The following is a 17,204-nucleotide window of genomic DNA, read 5'->3' as shown; positions in this document are numbered from 1 at the left end:
GGAAAGGATATCTGATTCAATTATTCAATATTTTCAGGATTTTCAGGCTGCTCGCTGTCAGGCGGTAAAAAATCAGGATTAAGAACTTCTTCTTCAGTAAAGGGAGACTCTGGGGTAAATATCACAATAGATAAACCAGTTTCATCTGCGGCTAATTCCCTAGCATCTTGATAAGATTCATTAAAAATCTCTTCAAAAAAATGATATAAACTAGGACTGGTTGTGAAGGCATCTCGGATGCGTTTACGATGTTCACGAATGGTGTACACCCAACTATTTGTTCGTTTTTCGGGCTGATATTTATACTTAAGCAAGTGCATTAAAAGTACCCTCAAATTACTTTTTAAAGCATTTTTATCGCTTCTCCCCATACTTTCCAGTTCCTCTAGTAAGTTCTCTAAATCTATTTCAGAAAACTTTCCCTCTTTTAATAAGTTGATTGTTGTCTGTAACCACAGATAAAAATCCCGTTCATAAAGGGATGTTATTGCATTTGTTATTGATTGGATACTTGTCATTTTGTTTGACTCCATTTCTTGGTCATAATTTAGTTTAAGCTAGTAAGCGATCGACTTCGATGCTAAAACCGATCAGGATTTGTTGGGTGCAGGCGGTATCGCCGGATCTAAATGTCAATATTTGATTTTGAGTCATCACAAATACTAAATGACTTTCGGGAAAAACTAGCCAAACTTCCTGACAGCTAGATTCTAAATATTCCTGTGCTTTGAGAAAAACATCTTCAGCGATATCGGTGGGTGAAACTATTTCGGCAATTAAGGGGAAACTTTGGGGTAAAGTGGCAAGGTTGCCAAATTGTGCAACTAATTCGGGTGTGAGATAAGCGACATCTGGGCGGCGAATTTGTCGGTTAGTGCGGCAAGGAACCTCGACATAAGCTTCTCCACCTTGTCCGCTGGAAATCATGTAATTTGCCCAAGCACAACCCAGGCTTGATTGAATTTTACCATGCTTGAGCGTGGCTCCATTTTTCTCCACGAGTTGTCCGTCCACCCATTCCATGTTGTCGGGTGGCTCGGTGATGAACTCTTCTAAAGTAAAATTATCCTGTACAGCAGTAGCAGTGACCATAGTCATTTCCTCGTTTTTACAAATCGGTTTCAGAACTTGCCTGTATGATGTTCGATCAAACCTTCACCAATGGCGCAAACTCCTCTAACTTCACTTGTAAGTCATCCACCAGCATTAAACGATACCTTTCGGTAGTTTTCAACTTGTGGAGAACATAACTAGCAAACTCATCGCGCCACTTTTTTCTATCAAGTTCATTCGAGATGTTCAGCGCTCTGATTGATAGGTTGTAAGGGTATTCTTCAAAGTTGAGCTCTTTATCATTTTCAAAATCATGCTTTCCTACTGTAAGAGTGATTGTTGAGTTACGAAACTCATACCAGTGGTCAATGCCATCAGAAACCAGCTCTAATTTAAGAGCCAATATAAACTCTAATTCTTTGATTAAATGTTCGATGTCCTGTGGAAAGTCTACAAAAATATCTAGTGTGCGAGACATAAAAACCTCCTTTATTGAAACTCAGTAAAAGTGATGTCATAGATATCGCCAATAATTCGGACGCTATCAATTTTCCCGCGTGTAATATTTTTTGCCCTCTGCAAACCTCGTTCAGCCTCAGCCTCTATCAACCCAGACACCCTAGCATCTATAATTATATCCCTAGCCTGTCCGCCTCGTCTAATCGAGTTGTTGATCTGATTTTTTACTGTCGCGCTTGTAGCACCGGCATCTAGACTTTTGAATTCAGTGAATTTTCCATCTACCTCAGCATCGGGATTTCTACCTCCATCGGTTTTTTCCACCAAGGCTTTAACATTTTTTCCCTCTCTTTCCAGAAATTCAGCGATCGCTCTTTCGGTTGCACCAAAAGCTCTTTCTGATTCATCAATACTGCCACAATTAGCCGAATTTTGCTTAGGGGTTTGGTTAGTCCCGTTATTCACCATTTTTGGTTATTTAAAATTTGGGTACCATCGCACCTTATGAACCAAGCCACTTGAGAAACGTATAGCGAAATCTTGTCTGGCGGCTTAAATCCTGGTAAGTGACTCCTGGAATCGCGCACTGAGGAGTCTCAAGAATTATGGCACTTTTGCAAGAAGTCTGCTGTTACTATTATGACCGATCGGCAAGGGCGAGCGCACTTTGACCACAAAAAAGACAAATATCACCAACTCCACATCCTCAGCTATCAAGCAGTTTTCGGTTATGTTTTTGATAACGGCTTTCTTCAGACCAGTTTTTCAGCATTGACCATGTATCTCAACTCCTGATTTATTTGTTATTTGCCATGCTTGACAAATCTACTGAGCGATGATAAACTTAAGTATTACAATAACATAAGTAATAAAAAAATCTCTAGTTAATTTTTTATGACTAAAAACAATCGTAAAATTCGTTGCCGGATTAATTACAAACATACTTTATTAGAATTATCTGTTAATAGGAAAGATCCCTGTGAAGTAATTCGAGAACTTATTTCAAACTCCTATGATGCTAAAGCATCGGTTATTGAAATCTATCCTTTACTTCAATATGACGGGTTTATATTTATTGATAATGGGATTGGTATAAGCTCTGAAAAAAAAGTTAATGGAGTAACTCCAATAGATGCTTTCTTCTCAATAGGTCTTTCAACTAAAACTCCTGGAAAATCTATAGGTTACAAATGCCAAGGCTCAAAACTTTGCTTTGCTTCAGCAAAATTTGCACTCATTACCCGATGTAAAGAGGATAATGAATCTTGCTGGAGTTCCGTAATTATAGATAATCCGAGAGATACTTTAGATTCTGAACAAGACAACATTGATATTCAAGAAGATATGGAACCGTGGTTAACTTTAAAGAGCCTACTACCGCAACCTGATGCTCGAACAGTAGGTATTCTAGATAATTTAGACCAAAAATATTTCCAATCACATCTTGCAACTGGCTCCCTAATACTTGTGAAAAATTTAGAAATTGATAATTTTTCCAGCTATTACGGTACCGATAAAAAGTATCCCTATATCAAAAGTTATATCAAATTTTATACCCGACATGGAGATGTCAGAATCCTAGATCACGAAAGAACAGGGTTTAGGGCAATAGACGCTAAAACTTTTAAAACTTCATCTTCTACCTATAACGATAAATGCCAGCTTTTTCTTTGGAATTGCAGGGAAAGTCAATTAGAAGAGATTAATTCGGGATATCCATATATTGATAAAATTGATAAACAAGACTTTATTATTCCCGGATTGGAAGAATATTCAAGGAAATCGCCAACAGAGATAAAGAGGCTTAATTCAGGTAGATTTTATTATCGTAGCGCCCAGCCGTTTAAATTTGACGGCATTACCTACTGTTTAGTATTGGCTATTGATGGAAACAGAAGAGCTTTAGAATATTATGAAGAGTTAGATCGCCAAGGAAAAAAGAAGTCAGGTATTGGGTTTAGTTCACAAAGAGGAACCTTTATTTGTTCGGAAGGCCTAAAAATATGTTCTTATAATGAAATATTTAATCATAGTTTATTACAAGATTATATGGTTTTAAGTGATGGTAAAGCTATGACACATTATGTGTTGATGATTAACGGTACCTTTCAGCTAGTAACGGACAGAAATTCTTTAAGTGGAACGTCAATTAAAACTCTAAGGAATGAACATTTTTTAGAACATATTAAGAGCTTTTTAGATCGAGCTTGGAATGACAGCAAAGTTTTTAGAGAGTTGATACAGAGAATCGGAAGTGAAGTTAGTGAATCAAAGACCGAAGTTCAAGTTAAGCAATTCAATAAAGTTAAAACAGAAATCATTCAAAGAGATTATTTTCATATTTTAGATCATGAAGTTTTAAAAGACAAAAAGTTCTTTGTTCCTAGTGTCGGAGAAGAACATGGAGTAGGTGCATTATATACATTGTTAGCTCATCTGATTCCTGCCAATTCTTGCTATTCTAAGTTTTGGTTAAGACCTTTAAATTTTTGCGGTCAAGGAATTGATAGTTTAGCCGCTGAATTTAATGATGATACATTAAAACAAGAACTTAAAGGCTTGGAATATAAATATACATTTTCAAGCGATGAGCTATTTAACCATCCATTGGTAGTCACCGATCAGATTGTATGTTGGAAACTCGATGAATCTGTGCAAGATGGTAATCCTGTGGATGATGGAGATTATGTTGGAGAAATTTCATTTACTAATGATTTAAAAGGTATTGGCTGTGAAATTATTAATATACAAAACAGATATGGTTCATGTCATAATTCTAATATTCAAGTCGTTTGCTTAAAAGACTTAATAGATAAAACTTTCCAGTGTCACTGGAAAAAAGGTTTGAGTAGTTTAGTTTCACAATCATCAAAAAAACGGACCCGATAGTTAAAAACTATAAACATAGATAGGCTGGATTTCGTTATCCATTAGAGTTGCTTGGCCGCCAAGAATTGCCGTTTGTCAGTCCCTATAATTGGGCGGGGTTTGTATCGCAGGGTTTGGCGTAGGAGAAACAGTAGCATTTACATTCCTGGACAGATCACAACCACATAAACCGGGTTTTTTACCGTATCTGCAGGCTGCATGGCATCTTCTGGGCAAAAAACCCGGTTTCTAACCACCCCTGCGTCTAGGACTAATTTAGAAATGTTCCAGCAGAGATTTCTCTTGTGCATAAACCTTTCGCAGCGACTCCAGCCCGATCGCCCCCAACATCAATTTAATCACCCCCACCAAATTTCCCCACTCGAACAATTCAGAAACACAAACAGCTTTCTGAAATCTATCCGCATAGAAATCCACCCAAAAATCCGGCGCGTGTCTCTCTTTCTGACTCGCCCAACGGCGCTTCCAATAACCAAAATCTAAACCAGAGGGCGATTCCACTCCCAAAACAGGCGGAAAGTCGGCATAACTGACAAACCGACTCATCCCTTTGGCGTGCACGTACAGGATATGTGCCCAGCACTCGAAGCGATATATTTGTTCTACCTTGATTTTCAGCAGCCGCGCGATCGCCTCTTTTGTCACAAACCGGCTCAATCTGTGTCTGGGGGTTGATTTTGGTCGAAAGCTTGCTAACATGGTTGATACATCCCACTTGATGGGAATTTTCAATGGTTGATACATCCCACTTGATGGGAATTTCAGATGGTTAATAAATCCCAGTTGATGGGATTTGAACTTTGATAGGCGATCGTCTTTTAGTTTTCCAGACGTTGGGGCGATCGCTTTTTTCGATAAAATTATAATATACTAAATCTAGTGGTCTGTCAATGGGTTTAATTAGATTGCGGGTTAGAGAATTTGCTGGTGAGAAAGGCTGGACGATCAAAGAGGTTTCTGACCGATCGGGAGTCAACTACAGCACCCTCAGCACCTATTCACGTTCTCCGGGAATGGCAATGGTTGATTTTACTTGTCTGCTGAAGTTGGCACGTACTTTTGACGTGATGGTGGAAGATTTGGTTGAGGTCGTCAAAGAGTAGTCGATCGCTTTTTGGGATAAAACTATCCGATGATGGTACACCATCATTTGTCAAGTATGGGTTTAGTCAGGTTAAAAGTCAGAGAACTAGCTAGCGAGAAAGGCTGGACGCTGAAAGAAGTTTCAGAACGATCGGGAGTAATTTACAGCACCGTCAGACACTACGCCCGCTGTCCGGGAGTGTCAACCATTGACTTTATTTCTATACACAAATTGGCTCGCACCTTTGATGTAATGATTGAAGACTTGGTGGAAATTGTGCAGGAGTGAGCGATCGCTTTTACGAACTAATTATCCAGTCAATATTACTCGACAGTTGCTAGCATCTGATTGACAGACTCACCCCGTTGTAGTGCTTCCCAATCAGATGTAACAGGTTGGTAAGAACAGTAACACACCACAATTCGCTCGTCAGTATCAGAAGCAGAAAACTGCTGAACGCGAGTAACTACCCAATCTCCATCTTTCCCGTGGGTGACTCCATTACCGGGGTCAGATAGATTTTCATAATCGCGGGTTTTGTCCCCTACTTGAGGAATTTCTGGGTTTTCCTCCCAAGTCCAATTTTCCCAAAGTATATTAGTTAGACCGCCCCTCGGCATAAGCTGACGTTTTTCCCAGCCGGGAGCACTCATGCTTTCGGTTTTGTAGACAATCCAGATTTTTTTAGTCATTTTTTTAAAGACGATCGCACACTCGCGTTCAATACTTCGACTATATCAGAAATGAAAGCTCGTGCATCGGTTAAACTGAGATGTTGCATCATTCTCAATAAGCTTTTTATGAACAGGCAAGATGCCTGTTCCACAAGAAAATTCACTCTTTGTGGAACAGGCATCTTGCCTGTTCTTGAGAATAGTGCAACATCTCAGTAGGAAGAAACCAGGTTTTTCGCGCCCGGAGCGTCCTATGTTGTTAAAAATCGGCAGTGCAGGAGTTGAACCTGCCTGGGGCGAATTATGAGTTCGCTGCCTAAACCGCTCGGCCAACTGCCGTTAAATCGATTTCTTCGACCTAACTCAAAATGAAGTATAACATAATTTCTCAGTCCGTGCTAGAACTAGAGAACAAAAATCAAAATCTTTAGATCTGCTGAGTCCCGATCGCCCTTTCCGCCAATGTGCTGGAGCCGATCGACCGGACAAAGCAGTTTCTACGACTCGGCATAAACTTATAGGCAATGGCAGTGAATTCGACGGTAGTGCTGACTCTAATTCTGCTCGCTCTCATGTTTGGAGCAGGCGTGACGAGTTCTGTTTGGGGATTTACTATAGGTCGCGAAGCCTTACAAGGAACGACTCAACCCGATGTTCGTCCCAGCAACAATGCTGGCAGCGGCAAGGCTGGAACGACGGCTAGCAAAGACCAAGTGAGCATTTTGAAAGAAAAAGACATTCTCACAACCGTCAAAGCACGGGTAGAAGGTCGCGATCCCGAAAAAACGGCCGGGGCAAATACTAAAACAGAGAAGGCAAGCTCTAAACCAGCCGCCGCCAAAAAACCGGCTGCACAAAATGCCAGCGCCAAGTTTCCCCTGAACAGTCGCGACGGGGGAATAACTCTGGAAGTGAGCGCGGCCAGTCAGCGCAACAATTCCATGCTGCTAGACGTGAGCATGAAAAATGAGGGCTCCCAAGCTGTGAGGTTTCTCTACAGTTTCTTGAACGTCACTGACGATCGTGGCCGGGCCCTAAGCGCGACTGCCGAGGATTTGCCGTCGGAACTCCCCCCCAACGGGCAGGTGTTTTACGGTACGGTGAGTATTCCCACAGCTTTGCTGGAAAATGCTAAGGAAGTTTCGCTGACGCTGACAGATTATCCAGGTCAAAAACTTCAGTTGCAAATATCTGGCATTCCAGTGGCGAAGTAAAATAAAAGAAGACCAAACCTGCAGACGGATTCTCAGGTTCGATCGATAAAGTTTTTTTAGGAAGCATTGTGTCACTTTTAGGGGCGAGAGTGCAGGAGATATCTGATTTACCCGCGATGAGTTTGACAGAGGTGCTGTCGCGGTTGCTGTCAGTGCTGTTGCTGATTGCGATCAATGCTTTTTTTGTGGCGGCTGAGTTTTCGATGGTGACGGTACGCCGATCGCGCATCAATCAGTTAGTGGACGCTGGCGACGTTGCAGCTTTAACTGTGCAATCTTTGCAGCAAAGTATTGAGCGATTGCTTTCGACAATGCAGTTGGGAATCACTCTTTCTAGTTTAGCTCTCGGCTGGATTGGGGAAAGTACGATCGCCGTGCTAGTCCAAGCTGCGATCGGCTATTTGCCACTGCCAATTTACATCAAGTCGGCGATCGCCCATTCTTTTAGCATATCAATAGTAACTTTTTTCCTGCTAGCTTACCTGCAAATCGTACTGGGCGAACTCTTTCCCAAATCTGTAGCGTTACTGTATTCCGAACAGCTAGCCAGAACTTTAGGGCCTCCGAGTTTATTGATTGCCCGTTTGTTCAATCCCTTTGTGTCGTTTCTCAATCAATCTACTCGATCGCTTTTGCGGTTTGCGGGCATCGAATACGATCTAAGGCATCGGCCGGTTACTCCCGAAGAACTGCAATTGATTATAGCTACTTCCAGCGAATCCAGCGGCTTGGAAGCAGAAAAGCGAGAATTGCTCAACAACGTCTTTGAATTTGGCGAAGTTTGGGTAGAAGAAGTAATGGTGCCGAGGCCTAGCATTGTCGCACTTCCCAAGACAGCCACCTTTCAAACTTTGCTCGACGAAATGGCGATTTCTAACCATTCTCGCTATCCCGTGACGGGAGATTCTTTAGACGACATTATCGGCATTATTGGCTTCAAACAACTTGCGAAACCCCTAGCTGAAGGTTTGCTATCTCCCGACACGCCAATTGTACCTTGGATGCGTTCGGTGAGGTTTGTGCCGGAGATGATGCTGCTGGGGGAACTGCTGCCTTTGATGCAGAGTTCGTCGGAAGAAATTGCGATCGTAGTCGATGAATTTGGCGGCATTTCCGGGTTAGTGACACTGCGCGATTTGATAGCCGAAATTATCGGCCGCAGCTACGAGTCACCCGACAGCAAAGAAATTGCTTTGCAAGTATTGGACGATCGCACTTATTTAGTGCAAGCGCAGTTAAATTTAGATGATGTGAATCAAATATTGAATTTGGATTTGCCAGTAACTGACGAATATCAGACAATCGGAGGTTTTCTGAGTTATCAGTTGCAAAGAATGCCGGCTGTGGGGGAAGTTTGGCGGGGCGAAAATGTGGAACTTACGGTTGTTTCTGTCTCCGGGCCGCGGTTGGATCAACTTCAAATTCACTTGTTGGAAGGGGCTGCGGGCGATCGAACTTTAGATGGAATTGCAGCAGCGGATGAGGAAGTTGTGGGGAAAGGGCGAAAGAATAGCGGGGTGAGTAGTGTGGCAAAATTTTCTAGTTGAGCATATTTTAGCGAATACCTAGATAATCTACTCGCTCGAAGTCGCTGCGTACTAAATCATCTAACGTTGGCCCTTTGGGGCGTAAATTCAACCTATTGCCAACCTTCACATTTTCGTAATATGCGTAGGGAATATAGATATCTTGCTCCTGCATAAAAGCGAAAGTAAAGTTAAAGGCATCGTCAATGTCCTCAGCTTTAACCTCACGAAAGTCAGAGAGGAATAGGAGATCCATTTCTTCCTCAAAGTACAGCATCTCCGCAAATGCACCTCTGTCGTAGCAGTTATAACCAATATAACCGCAAGTGTCGCTGCATTTGTAGTAGATGGCGCGAGTGGATAGGAACCAGGAAAGGGTGATAGCATCTCCTTCTCCAAATACAAGGGAACCGGGATGATGATTCAGTTGCTCAACGATCGTCCAAGGATGTCCTCGGAACTGAAATACAATATAGCTTTCGGCCGTAATTTCGATTTCGCGATCGTAGATATCCCGTTCCCAGACATCCGCGCGTCTCGCCCTACTAAGCTTTTGCGCCACTGACTCAATAGGAGCGCGAACGAGAAGTAGATTTTGGTTTCTGTCAATTGTTTCAATACCTCGGCGCTCTTCAATAGACATATCTTTTAACTTGGGAAAAACAATCAATAATTAGTCTACCTCTTTTTCAGACTGTAGCGAATGCCCAGGAAGAACCAGGGTGCTTTATACTTGATTCATCAGGTAAAGTCAATAGACTCGATCCTTTATGCAAGCGCGATGAACAGCAGAAATTAAGAAATGCTATGAAAGCTCAAGAACTTTATCAACAAGGATTCGACCTCGGTCGCAGAAGGTTGTACAAGGAAGCTGCTGAAGCTTTTACTCAAGCAATTAATATCAATCCTGACTTTGTAGAAGCTTATATGGTTCGTGCTCGTATGCGAGCTGTAATTGGAGAAAAACAGGGTGGAGTGGAAGATTTTCAGAAAGCTATAGATATCTACAGGGCTAGAGGACAATCGCAAATGGCTGATCTGCTTTTAGTGCCATTGAATTCGCTGCAAAATGAAATTAGGTTTGACCAGGAAGACCAGGGTCAACCGGAAGTTGAGGATGAGCCGGAAGGTAAATAAGCCGCCTGCTGATTCAAAATTCATCAGGTCAAGTAAATAGACTCGATCCTTTATGCAAGCGCGATGAACAGCAGAAATTAAGAAATGCTATGAAAGCTCAAGAACTTTATCAACAAGGATTCGACCTTGCTCGCAAAGGACAATATAAAGAATCAGTTGAACTTTTAACTCAAGCAATTAATCTCAATCCTAGCTTTCCAGAAGCGCATATTGTTCGCGCTGATGCTCAAACTTTATTAGGAAACCTACAGGGTGCAGCAGAAGATTTTCAGAAAGCTATAGATATCTACAGGGCTAGAGGACAATCGCAAATAGCTGATATGCTTTTAGTCCCATTGAATGCGCTGCAAAATGAAATTAAGGATGAACAGGAAAACAAGGGTCAACCGGAAATTGAGGATGAGCCGGAAGGTAAATAAGCACTCGGATGATTCCAAACTAACTAAGAATCAATTTTAAAAATTTTAGTCATGCAGGACTTACCCATCAAAACCCAAGAAACCGGGTTTTTGGCAGCTTCTGCCATCTGTAACATATTCTTGCGAAAAAACCCGGTTTCTGACCACCCGCTGCGATGCTTAGAAACCGGGTTTTTTACCGTTTCGGCGGGCGGAAGCGAAGAGACTCGAAAAAACCCGGTTTCTGGGCCGTCGTGCGTAAGTCATATTTAAGCATAAGGCACCGGATCTTTTAATCCCAATTCCTCAAAAGCAGCCAGCCGCAACCGACAAGAATCGCAAACGCCACAGGCATTTTCCCCGCCTGCATAGCAAGACCAAGTTTGCTCCCAAGGCACTCCTAATTTGTTGCCCAATTGAATAATTTCTGTTTTTTTAAGTTCGATCAAAGGTGTTATAATTTTAATAGCTTCTCCTTCCCTTCCCTGCTTGGTTCCTAACCGAAATACTTCCTGCATTGCTTGGATGTAATCGAGGCGGCAGTCGGGATAGCCGGAATAATCTAAAGCGTTGACGCCGATGTAAATGCGATCGGCTTCTAGGGTTTCTGCGTAGGCGAGGGCAAAACTGAGAAAGATTGTATTTCTAGCTGGAACGTAGGTAATGGGGATGTTTTGAGACATTTCTCCCAGAGTGCGATCGATCGGTAATTCCATCTCATTATCCGTCAAAGCGGAACCGCCCCACAGTGTTAAGTCAAAGTTTACTATCTGATGTGCCTTAACCGCTGCCGAAAGTGCGATCGCCCTTGCTGATTCCAACTCCCGCCGATGTCTTTGCTTGTAGTCAAAGGAAATAGCGTAACACTCGCAGCCGTCGGCTTTGGCTTGATACAAAACAGTTGAGGAATCCAGCCCTCCCGACAATAAAATAACTGCTTTCACTTAAAACATCCTCAATCAAATTAGCTTTTATATTTATATCAAATTAGTTGCAATTTGACAAGATAGCAAGGCTAAATGCTTTTTAAAACCTACATATTACACCATTGTCAAGAACGGGCTCTCCGGCCCGTTCCACAAAACTCAATTAACTGGTTCCCAGCCTCTGCGTCAAGAACGGGCTCTCCGGCCCGTTCCACAAAACTCAATTAACTGGTTCCCAGCCTCTGCGTCAAGAACGGGCTCTCCGGCCCGTTCCACAAAACTCAATTAACTGGTTCCCAGCCTCTGCCTAGTAACGAGTAGAAAGAAAATTCATCTTTTGTGGAACAGGCATCTTGCCTGTTCTTGAGATTGATGCAGGATGTCAGATTTCAGTTGCTAATAAATCATCGAGTTCGCGGTAATCGGGCAAAGTTGTATCAATTTTAATGCCCTGCCGCAAAACAGTGCGATCGCCCTGCGCTCTAGATAACAATTCGCTGAAATTCCGCGCTTTAAATAAAATCAAATCTGCTGGTAAACCAACTGCAATTCGTCCTAAATTCGGCAATCCCATTAAATCGGCTGGAGTCTTTGTCACTGCACAGGGCCAGTCTCCATAGGGCCTATCTAAATGAGCGATGCGGACTGCCATATTAAAGACTTCCAAAACATCATGATCGCCAAATCCGTAAAACGGATCGCGACAATTGTCGCTAGCAACTGCAACGGGAATTCCTGCTGCTTTGAGTTCGTGCAGCAGTGTCACTCCCCGCCAGCGCGGTGTATGCTGAGATTCTCGGTCTTGCAGGTAAAGGTTGCACATCGGCAAGCTGACAATGCCGATATTTGCTTGCTTGACTAATTCCAGAGTTTCTGTTACTAAATCTGACGGTTGTCGGGCTAAACTACAGCAGTGTCCGCAGATTATTTGACCCCCAAATTCATGGCGGATGGCGGTTTTTGCGACTTCCCGCAATGTTACTGAATCTGGATCGTCGTTTTCGTCGGTGTGGAAGTCGAGGTTTAAATTTCGTTCTTTGGCTAAGGCAAAAACTCGATCGAGTTGTTTGTCTAAGTCGGGATTCATATAGGCGAAGCCGCCGAGAATGCCGCCGATTTGGGCTATGCGATCGGCTAATTTTTCGCCGGCGGGTGTCAGGAAATAGTCGAGGGAAACCAGGGAAACTGCTTGCAATATCAGCCGATCGCCCCAATCGGCTTGCAGCGCTTCAAATACTTCTAAACTAACGGTTCCCTGTTCGCCCGCGCTGTCAATGTGAGTGCGGATAGCCTTGGTTCCGTGGGCATAGCTGCACTTGAGTCCGAACTCCATTCGCCGGTAAACATCCTCTGCATTCCAGTTTTTTTGGGCATCAGCGCCTACCGCTTCGATCGCGCTGACAAAAGTTCCATCGGGATTGGGCGATCGTTCCCAAATGTGGCCTTTGTCTAAATGGGTGTGCATATCCACAAAACAAGGCCAAACTAAGCCGCCCTGCAAATCTATAACTGGGATATCTCCAGAGGAGGAGACCGGTTTTGTACCTGCTGGAGTAATTTGGGCGATCGCCCCTGCTGCAATTTCCAAATCCACCAAACAAAAATTGTTCTCACTCCCCCTTGTCGCCACAGTAGAAGCTGAGGGCGCGATCGATTTCATCTCTAGAAGAGACGCGGGTACGCGACCATTTTTGAGCAAATAATTAGATGTACTTGGCAACATTAATTTTGTGAGTTAGTATTTTCTTGATAATTACCGCCTACCAGTTGTAACTATAACAACCATTGCAGGAATTGTGAACATCTCTTTTCCCCTCTTTCTCTCTTTTCTAGATTCTCTGCGCCCTCTGCGCCCTCTGCGGTTAGTTTAAAAAATATCATGCACAAAGAAAATATAACTGCTAGAGAAACTTGGATTAAATAGGTAGTTTTGCTGTTGGGACTCCACCCCTAATCACTGAAGCACAGATGCAAAGTTTTTATATTTTGAGGACAGCGCGAAAATCAGCGTCACGAGTTGGGCTATGCCGGATACTTCCAGAGCCTGAATCCTTTTGCTATCATAAATCACTGCTTCAAATTGCAATTTCACTTTCAACCAACAGCAGCATCCATAGCAAGAGCCAAAAACAACTGTGTCAAAACCAAAGCATATAGTTTTAACATCCCATCCCGACAGAGCCGGCACAAAACCTCATCCCATTTACTGGGGAGAAATCGATCCGCTGAAACGGGGGCCTGTGATTGGTAGCCTGACCAAATCGTCTCACCGGAATGCGATCGGCACTCATTCGGGTTCCTACTCTGTTTATCGCGCCCTAGCAGTTGCTTCCGGCGCACTCCAAGCAGACCACCGCCCGGATTTTACCAACACCTCTCCGGCCGCACACATCGGGCCGCACCCGAGTTGGGGCGATCGCAATTTGATTGTTTCTCTCGATCCGTTTGGAGGTCTCGTCAGCGAAATTTATACTTCATTTTTACAGCAGGGATACGATATTCGACCGACAATTGCTGTCACTAAAGCTCACATTAATATGCCAGAATTGCAAGATGCAATCGCTAAGGGGCGGGTGCAAATTGATGGCAAAATAGTCAAAGCAGGCGGCAATTTAGCAGTAACTAAAATTGCGATCGATCCGGTGTGGTATTTGCCGGGAATTGCTCGGCGGATCGGCGCCCAAGAAAGCGTTCTCCGCCGTGTCCTGTTCGAGCAAACAGGCGGAATGTTCTCGGATTTAGTGACGCGGCCGGACTTGCACGTTTTCTTGCCGCCAATTGGCGGAACAACGGTTTATATTATTGGCGATGTCGCGAATATTTCTGACCCGGATAAGCAGTTGGCGGTACGGGTACACGATGAATGCAACGGTTCTGATGTCTTCAGTTCAGATATCTGCACTTGTCGCCCTTATTTGGTACACGGGATTGAAATTTGCATCCAAACGGCCCAATCCGGCGGTTCTGGGGTAATAGTTTACTTCCGCAAGGAAGGGAGAGCTTTGGGAGAAGTGACTAAGTTTTTGGTGTACAATGCCAGAAAACGGCAGGAAGGGGGCGATCGCGCTGATGCCTATTTTACGCGCACTGAATGCGTGGCGGGAGTTCAAGATATGCGGTTTCAAGAACTAATGCCAGACGTGCTGCACTGGTTGGGGATCTCTCGCATTGACAGTTTAGTTTCTATGAGCGATATGAAATACAATGCGATTATCAATTCTGGCATTCAGGTGGTCGATCGCATCCCCATTCCTGAAGATTGGATTCCCGCAGATGCACAAGTCGAAATCGTCGCCAAAAAAGCCGCCGGCTACTACACGCCTGACCCTGTGCCAGATGCTACAATTCTTGCAGAAGCGATCGGACGCGATTTAGGAGATTAAGAGGGCAAAGACGCGACCGATGGGACGCGAACAATCGCGTCTTTGCTAAATGAAATTTATTGCTGGTTTTTGATCAGTCAGGGTAGGTTATGGCTAATTTGCGTTCTAGTGTGATCGTAAAAACAGATATTTGTGGATATACCGCCAGAGTTAAAAAATTATCTCAGTCGGACTTAAGTAGTTTGTTAAACGAGCATAAAACTTTTGTTTCAGATATTAGCGCCAGAAATGAAGGCAGCGTGATTAAAGGGGAAGGAGATTCATTTTGGATAATTTTTCCCAGCGTCACAGCAGCGGCCGTAGCAGCCATAGAAATGCAGCAAGAATTGAGATCGCAACAATCTAGCAAGGCGAACGACGAACGATTGGCTATTCGCGTGTCGATTACATTAGGAGATGTCTTGCATCAAGATAAAGATATCTTTGGCGATACGGTGAATTTAACAGCGCGCATAGAATCAGTAACCCCGCCGGATGAAATATATTTGTCCCAAGCAGCATGGCTGGCGCTCAACAAAGCAGAAGTGCAAACATCTTTTGTCAACGAGTTTTCTTTGAAAGGGATGAGCGAACCTGAAAAAGTATACAAAGTTGACCAAAGTTATAAAACGCGAATCATCAAAAATCAAGCAATAATTAAAGCGGATTTGAGAGGTTTTATAGCTTATCAAGAATCTAATTCTATCAAAGAGGTGGAATATTTGCTCACCAACTTTGAGACTTTTGAAAAAACCATTTGCGAAGAATACGGCGGCACAATTCGGAGTATTGTTGGGGATTCGCATTTGTTGACTTTCCAGGAAGCTCACTCAGCCTTAGCTGCAATGGAAAGTTTGTGCGAGAATTGGAAACTTTTTATTAACGCCAATCAAATACCTTGTGGCTTGTCGGTGGGAGTGGCTAAGGGAAATTTATATATATTTAGGTCTTGCACTTACGGAAAAGATATTCACATAGCCGACAGGCTGGAAGATTTAAGTAAAATAGTGTCTCCGGAAAAAGAAAAAAACTCTGTGATAGTTTCCGATCAAATAAAACGCGAAGTCAGCGGCTCGAAGTGGGAATATAAGCTGATCAAACTAGATAAAAATGTGATTTTAGATAATCTTTTAGATTACAGTCAGTTTGACTTTTTTCAAGAAAACGATGTTTACCGGTGTTTGGTGGTATGAAGTTGCACAATATTGAACTTGAGACTGTAGAATATCTGAGAACGCCGGCTGCTATTCGTCAAAAGTGCGATCGGCTTTTTGATTTAGCCCGCCTAGACAAACTTCGCTACTTCCGCGTCGATTTATCCCAACTCGACAAAGCAGCAAATTATGTAATTGACACAACGTGCCAACAATATCCCGATTTTAACATTCCCTTTCACAGTCGCTGGCGACATTTTGAAGCCGGCAACCTGTCGCGAATCGCTGAATTGAATGCAGATTTAGCACAATTTTCACTCATAGAGCAAGCTAAAATCAAATTTGATTTAGCAATTATCAGCGTTTTGCTCGATGCCGGTGCTGGTGCAGATTGGCAGTATTGCGAACCAGAAACCGGGCAGGTTTACCGCCGTTCTGAAGGGTTAGCCATAGCCAGCTTGCGGATGTTTTGTCAAGGTGTTTTTTCCAGCAATCCCGATTTTCCTTGGCAAGCTGATTCTCAGGGACTTTCTCAATTAAAACTAGAAACCTTAGCTGCTGGATTTCAGGTAAGTCTAGACAATCCCCTAGTTGGTTTAACAGGCAGATTAGAATTATTGCAGCGTTTGGGAAATGCCATTTGCCAGCATCCATTATTATTTGGTAGCGAAAACCCGCGTCCCGGCAATTTGGCAAAATACTTGCTCGACAGTCGGGTTTCGGGAGTCAACACTGTGAATGCTTCTGAAGTATTGAGCGCTGTTTTGACAGGTTTTGGGGAAATTTGGCCGGGAAGATATGCAATCGGTGGTGTTAATTTAGGCGATGTTTGGCGGCATCCGGCTTTAACAGGAGAAAATCTGGGAGATGAATTCGTGCCGTTTCACAAACTATCGCAGTGGTTGACTTATTCGCTGTTGGAACCGCTGCAAGAACTTGGTTTAGAAGTCGCGGGATTGGATGAGTTAACGGGATTGCCGGAGTACCGCAACGGCGGTTTGTGTTTGGATATTGGGCTGCTGCGGGCAAAAGATTCGGCTATTTTTGAACACAGTTACTTGCCGGATTCGGAAGTTATAGTAGAATGGCGATCGCTGACTGTGAATCTTTTAGATAAAATTGCCGCAGCTATTCGAGAAAAGCTGCATTTGAGTGCGGAACAATTGCCGCTGGTGAAGATTTTGCAAGGAGGAACTTGGGCGGCGGGGCGGAAAATTGCGGGCGAATTGAGGCCTGGTGGAGTGCCGCCAATTCAGATTGAAAGTGACGGCACTGTGTTTTAGAGGGAACAGGGAAGTTCGGCAACGGATTCTGTAACGGATGTAACG

Annotated in this window: 21 protein-coding genes and 1 tRNA gene; 11 read left to right on the top strand and 11 right to left on the bottom strand. The window is 43.4% G+C overall.

Annotated elements, in window-relative coordinates:
• Window positions 1-20 precede the first annotated feature (20 nt).
• Genes QT992_RS06680 through QT992_RS06665 form a run of 4 tightly spaced genes read right to left on the bottom strand, consistent with a single transcriptional unit; the run spans window position 21 to window position 1,980 of the window.
• Window positions 21-518, bottom strand: a complete 498-nt coding sequence (locus tag QT992_RS06680; RefSeq protein ID WP_333339192.1) for a DUF29 domain-containing protein — start codon at window positions 516-518, stop codon at window positions 21-23.
• A gap of 34 nt (window positions 519-552) precedes the next feature.
• Window positions 553-1,092 (bottom strand): Uma2 family endonuclease, encoded by a 540-nt coding sequence (locus tag QT992_RS06675; protein WP_333339189.1) that lies wholly within the window; start codon window positions 1,090-1,092, stop codon window positions 553-555.
• Between the two features lie 55 nt (window positions 1,093-1,147).
• Window positions 1,148-1,531: a hypothetical protein gene (locus QT992_RS06670; RefSeq protein ID WP_333210166.1), complete on the bottom strand. Its 384-nt coding sequence runs from the start codon at window positions 1,529-1,531 to the stop codon at window positions 1,148-1,150.
• A gap of 11 nt (window positions 1,532-1,542) precedes the next feature.
• Window positions 1,543-1,980 carry a CdiA C-terminal domain-containing protein gene (locus tag QT992_RS06665; RefSeq protein WP_333318927.1) on the bottom strand — a complete coding sequence of 146 codons (438 nt, stop codon included), beginning with the start codon at window positions 1,978-1,980 and terminating at the stop codon, window positions 1,543-1,545.
• A 171-nt stretch (window positions 1,981-2,151) separates the two neighbouring features.
• Between QT992_RS06665 and QT992_RS06660 the strand changes: the two genes are divergently transcribed.
• A complete protein-coding gene (locus QT992_RS06660) occupies window positions 2,152-2,307 on the top strand; it encodes a hypothetical protein (protein ID WP_333339185.1) in 156 nt (51 codons plus the stop codon).
• A 99-nt stretch (window positions 2,308-2,406) separates the two neighbouring features.
• The gene (locus QT992_RS06655; RefSeq protein WP_333339182.1) at window positions 2,407-4,401 is read left to right on the top strand and encodes a hypothetical protein; all 1,995 of its coding nucleotides are present in this window, start codon (window positions 2,407-2,409) and stop codon (window positions 4,399-4,401) included.
• A gap of 255 nt (window positions 4,402-4,656) precedes the next feature.
• Here the strand turns inward: QT992_RS06655 and QT992_RS06650 are convergent, their stop codons facing one another.
• Complete coding sequence (locus tag QT992_RS06650; protein WP_333339179.1) at window positions 4,657-5,145, bottom strand: hypothetical protein; 489 nt, start codon at window positions 5,143-5,145, stop codon at window positions 4,657-4,659.
• A 146-nt stretch (window positions 5,146-5,291) separates the two neighbouring features.
• Between QT992_RS06650 and QT992_RS06645 the strand changes: the two genes are divergently transcribed.
• Together QT992_RS06645 and QT992_RS06640 are read left to right on the top strand one after the other, a co-directional pair.
• Window positions 5,292-5,504 (top strand): helix-turn-helix domain-containing protein, encoded by a 213-nt coding sequence (locus QT992_RS06645; protein ID WP_106149040.1) that lies wholly within the window; start codon window positions 5,292-5,294, stop codon window positions 5,502-5,504.
• A gap of 56 nt (window positions 5,505-5,560) precedes the next feature.
• A complete protein-coding gene (locus QT992_RS06640; protein ID WP_190735550.1) occupies window positions 5,561-5,773 on the top strand; it encodes a helix-turn-helix domain-containing protein in 213 nt (70 codons plus the stop codon).
• A 35-nt stretch (window positions 5,774-5,808) separates the two neighbouring features.
• On the opposite strand, the gene QT992_RS06635 is transcribed toward QT992_RS06640, so the two are convergent.
• The 3 genes from QT992_RS06635 to QT992_RS06625 form a co-directional block, all read right to left on the bottom strand.
• Complete coding sequence (locus QT992_RS06635; RefSeq protein WP_333339177.1) at window positions 5,809-6,177, bottom strand: hypothetical protein; 369 nt, start codon at window positions 6,175-6,177, stop codon at window positions 5,809-5,811.
• Complete coding sequence (locus tag QT992_RS06630) at window positions 6,174-6,341, bottom strand: hypothetical protein (RefSeq protein ID WP_333339172.1); 168 nt, start codon at window positions 6,339-6,341, stop codon at window positions 6,174-6,176. Before QT992_RS06630 ends, QT992_RS06635 begins: the two co-directional genes overlap by 4 nt.
• A gap of 84 nt (window positions 6,342-6,425) precedes the next feature.
• Window positions 6,426-6,498, bottom strand: a tRNA-Ile gene (locus QT992_RS06625).
• A 185-nt stretch (window positions 6,499-6,683) separates the two neighbouring features.
• Between QT992_RS06625 and QT992_RS06620 the strand changes: the two genes are divergently transcribed.
• Window positions 6,684-7,373 (top strand): hypothetical protein, encoded by a 690-nt coding sequence (locus tag QT992_RS06620; protein ID WP_333147048.1) that lies wholly within the window; start codon window positions 6,684-6,686, stop codon window positions 7,371-7,373.
• A 68-nt stretch (window positions 7,374-7,441) separates the two neighbouring features.
• On the top strand, window positions 7,442-8,920 hold the full coding sequence (locus QT992_RS06615) for a hemolysin family protein (protein WP_333342792.1): 1,479 nt from the start codon (window positions 7,442-7,444) through the stop codon (window positions 8,918-8,920).
• Window positions 8,921-8,927: 7 nt separating this feature from the next.
• On the opposite strand, the gene QT992_RS06610 is transcribed toward QT992_RS06615, so the two are convergent.
• Window positions 8,928-9,542 carry a hypothetical protein gene (locus tag QT992_RS06610; protein ID WP_333342790.1) on the bottom strand — a complete coding sequence of 205 codons (615 nt, stop codon included), beginning with the start codon at window positions 9,540-9,542 and terminating at the stop codon, window positions 8,928-8,930.
• A 164-nt stretch (window positions 9,543-9,706) separates the two neighbouring features.
• Here QT992_RS06610 and QT992_RS06605 point away from each other — a divergent pair, with 164 nt between their 5' ends.
• Together QT992_RS06605 and QT992_RS06600 are read left to right on the top strand one after the other, a co-directional pair.
• Window positions 9,707-10,036 (top strand): hypothetical protein, encoded by a 330-nt coding sequence (locus QT992_RS06605; protein ID WP_333342788.1) that lies wholly within the window; start codon window positions 9,707-9,709, stop codon window positions 10,034-10,036.
• An 89-nt stretch (window positions 10,037-10,125) separates the two neighbouring features.
• Window positions 10,126-10,455, top strand: coding sequence for a tetratricopeptide repeat protein (locus tag QT992_RS06600; RefSeq protein WP_333342786.1), 330 nt, complete (start codon window positions 10,126-10,128; stop codon window positions 10,453-10,455).
• A 248-nt stretch (window positions 10,456-10,703) separates the two neighbouring features.
• Here the strand turns inward: QT992_RS06600 and queC are convergent, their stop codons facing one another.
• Together queC and QT992_RS06590 are read right to left on the bottom strand one after the other, a co-directional pair.
• A complete protein-coding gene (gene queC, locus QT992_RS06595) occupies window positions 10,704-11,378 on the bottom strand; it encodes a 7-cyano-7-deazaguanine synthase QueC (RefSeq protein WP_333342784.1) in 675 nt (224 codons plus the stop codon).
• A 364-nt stretch (window positions 11,379-11,742) separates the two neighbouring features.
• Window positions 11,743-13,083, bottom strand: coding sequence for a cytosine deaminase (locus tag QT992_RS06590; RefSeq protein ID WP_333342780.1), 1,341 nt, complete (start codon window positions 13,081-13,083; stop codon window positions 11,743-11,745).
• Window positions 13,084-13,495: 412 nt separating this feature from the next.
• On the opposite strand from QT992_RS06590, the gene QT992_RS06585 reads away from it, so the two are divergent.
• From QT992_RS06585 to QT992_RS06575, 3 genes are all read left to right on the top strand, one after another.
• Entirely contained in the window at window positions 13,496-14,743 is a 1,248-nt protein-coding gene (locus QT992_RS06585) for a GTP cyclohydrolase II (RefSeq protein ID WP_333321229.1), read from the top strand.
• 89 nt (window positions 14,744-14,832) lie between these two features.
• Window positions 14,833-15,915 carry an adenylate/guanylate cyclase domain-containing protein gene (locus QT992_RS06580; protein WP_333342778.1) on the top strand — a complete coding sequence of 361 codons (1,083 nt, stop codon included), beginning with the start codon at window positions 14,833-14,835 and terminating at the stop codon, window positions 15,913-15,915.
• Window positions 15,912-17,159, top strand: a complete 1,248-nt coding sequence (locus tag QT992_RS06575) for a URC4/urg3 family protein (RefSeq protein ID WP_333321233.1) — start codon at window positions 15,912-15,914, stop codon at window positions 17,157-17,159. The genes QT992_RS06580 and QT992_RS06575 overlap by 4 nt, the downstream gene beginning before the upstream one ends.
• Window positions 17,160-17,204: the final 45 nt, after the last annotated feature.

Source organism: Microcoleus sp. T3_D1, assembly GCF_036700405.1.
Classification (GTDB): domain Bacteria; phylum Cyanobacteriota; class Cyanobacteriia; order Cyanobacteriales; family Microcoleaceae; genus Microcoleus.
This window is presented reverse-complemented; position numbering and strand designations above follow the sequence as displayed.

What these genes read in the sequence shown, in the direction of transcription:
- QT992_RS06680 (WP_333339192.1), bottom strand. Translation starts at nt 518, where the DNA reads ATGACAAGTATCCAATCAATAACAAATGCAATAACATCCCTTTATGAA.
- QT992_RS06610 (WP_333342790.1), bottom strand. Translation starts at nt 9,542, where the DNA reads ATGTCTATTGAAGAGCGCCGAGGTATTGAAACAATTGACAGAAACCAA.
- QT992_RS06650 (WP_333339179.1), bottom strand. Translation starts at nt 5,145, where the DNA reads ATGTATCAACCATTGAAAATTCCCATCAAGTGGGATGTATCAACCATG.
- QT992_RS06645 (WP_106149040.1), top strand. Translation starts at nt 5,292, where the DNA reads ATGGGTTTAATTAGATTGCGGGTTAGAGAATTTGCTGGTGAGAAAGGC.
- QT992_RS06620 (WP_333147048.1), top strand. Translation starts at nt 6,684, where the DNA reads ATGGCAGTGAATTCGACGGTAGTGCTGACTCTAATTCTGCTCGCTCTC.
- QT992_RS06605 (WP_333342788.1), top strand. Translation starts at nt 9,707, where the DNA reads ATGAAAGCTCAAGAACTTTATCAACAAGGATTCGACCTCGGTCGCAGA.
- QT992_RS06600 (WP_333342786.1), top strand. Translation starts at nt 10,126, where the DNA reads ATGAAAGCTCAAGAACTTTATCAACAAGGATTCGACCTTGCTCGCAAA.
- QT992_RS06630 (WP_333339172.1), bottom strand. Translation starts at nt 6,341, where the DNA reads ATGCCTGTTCCACAAAGAGTGAATTTTCTTGTGGAACAGGCATCTTGC.
- QT992_RS06575 (WP_333321233.1), top strand. Translation starts at nt 15,912, where the DNA reads ATGAAGTTGCACAATATTGAACTTGAGACTGTAGAATATCTGAGAACG.
- QT992_RS06665 (WP_333318927.1), bottom strand. Translation starts at nt 1,980, where the DNA reads ATGGTGAATAACGGGACTAACCAAACCCCTAAGCAAAATTCGGCTAAT.
- QT992_RS06590 (WP_333342780.1), bottom strand. Translation starts at nt 13,083, where the DNA reads ATGTTGCCAAGTACATCTAATTATTTGCTCAAAAATGGTCGCGTACCC.
- QT992_RS06655 (WP_333339182.1), top strand. Translation starts at nt 2,407, where the DNA reads ATGACTAAAAACAATCGTAAAATTCGTTGCCGGATTAATTACAAACAT.
- QT992_RS06660 (WP_333339185.1), top strand. Translation starts at nt 2,152, where the DNA reads ATGACCGATCGGCAAGGGCGAGCGCACTTTGACCACAAAAAAGACAAA.
- QT992_RS06640 (WP_190735550.1), top strand. Translation starts at nt 5,561, where the DNA reads ATGGGTTTAGTCAGGTTAAAAGTCAGAGAACTAGCTAGCGAGAAAGGC.
- QT992_RS06675 (WP_333339189.1), bottom strand. Translation starts at nt 1,092, where the DNA reads ATGGTCACTGCTACTGCTGTACAGGATAATTTTACTTTAGAAGAGTTC.
- QT992_RS06635 (WP_333339177.1), bottom strand. Translation starts at nt 6,177, where the DNA reads ATGACTAAAAAAATCTGGATTGTCTACAAAACCGAAAGCATGAGTGCT.
- QT992_RS06670 (WP_333210166.1), bottom strand. Translation starts at nt 1,531, where the DNA reads ATGTCTCGCACACTAGATATTTTTGTAGACTTTCCACAGGACATCGAA.
- QT992_RS06580 (WP_333342778.1), top strand. Translation starts at nt 14,833, where the DNA reads ATGGCTAATTTGCGTTCTAGTGTGATCGTAAAAACAGATATTTGTGGA.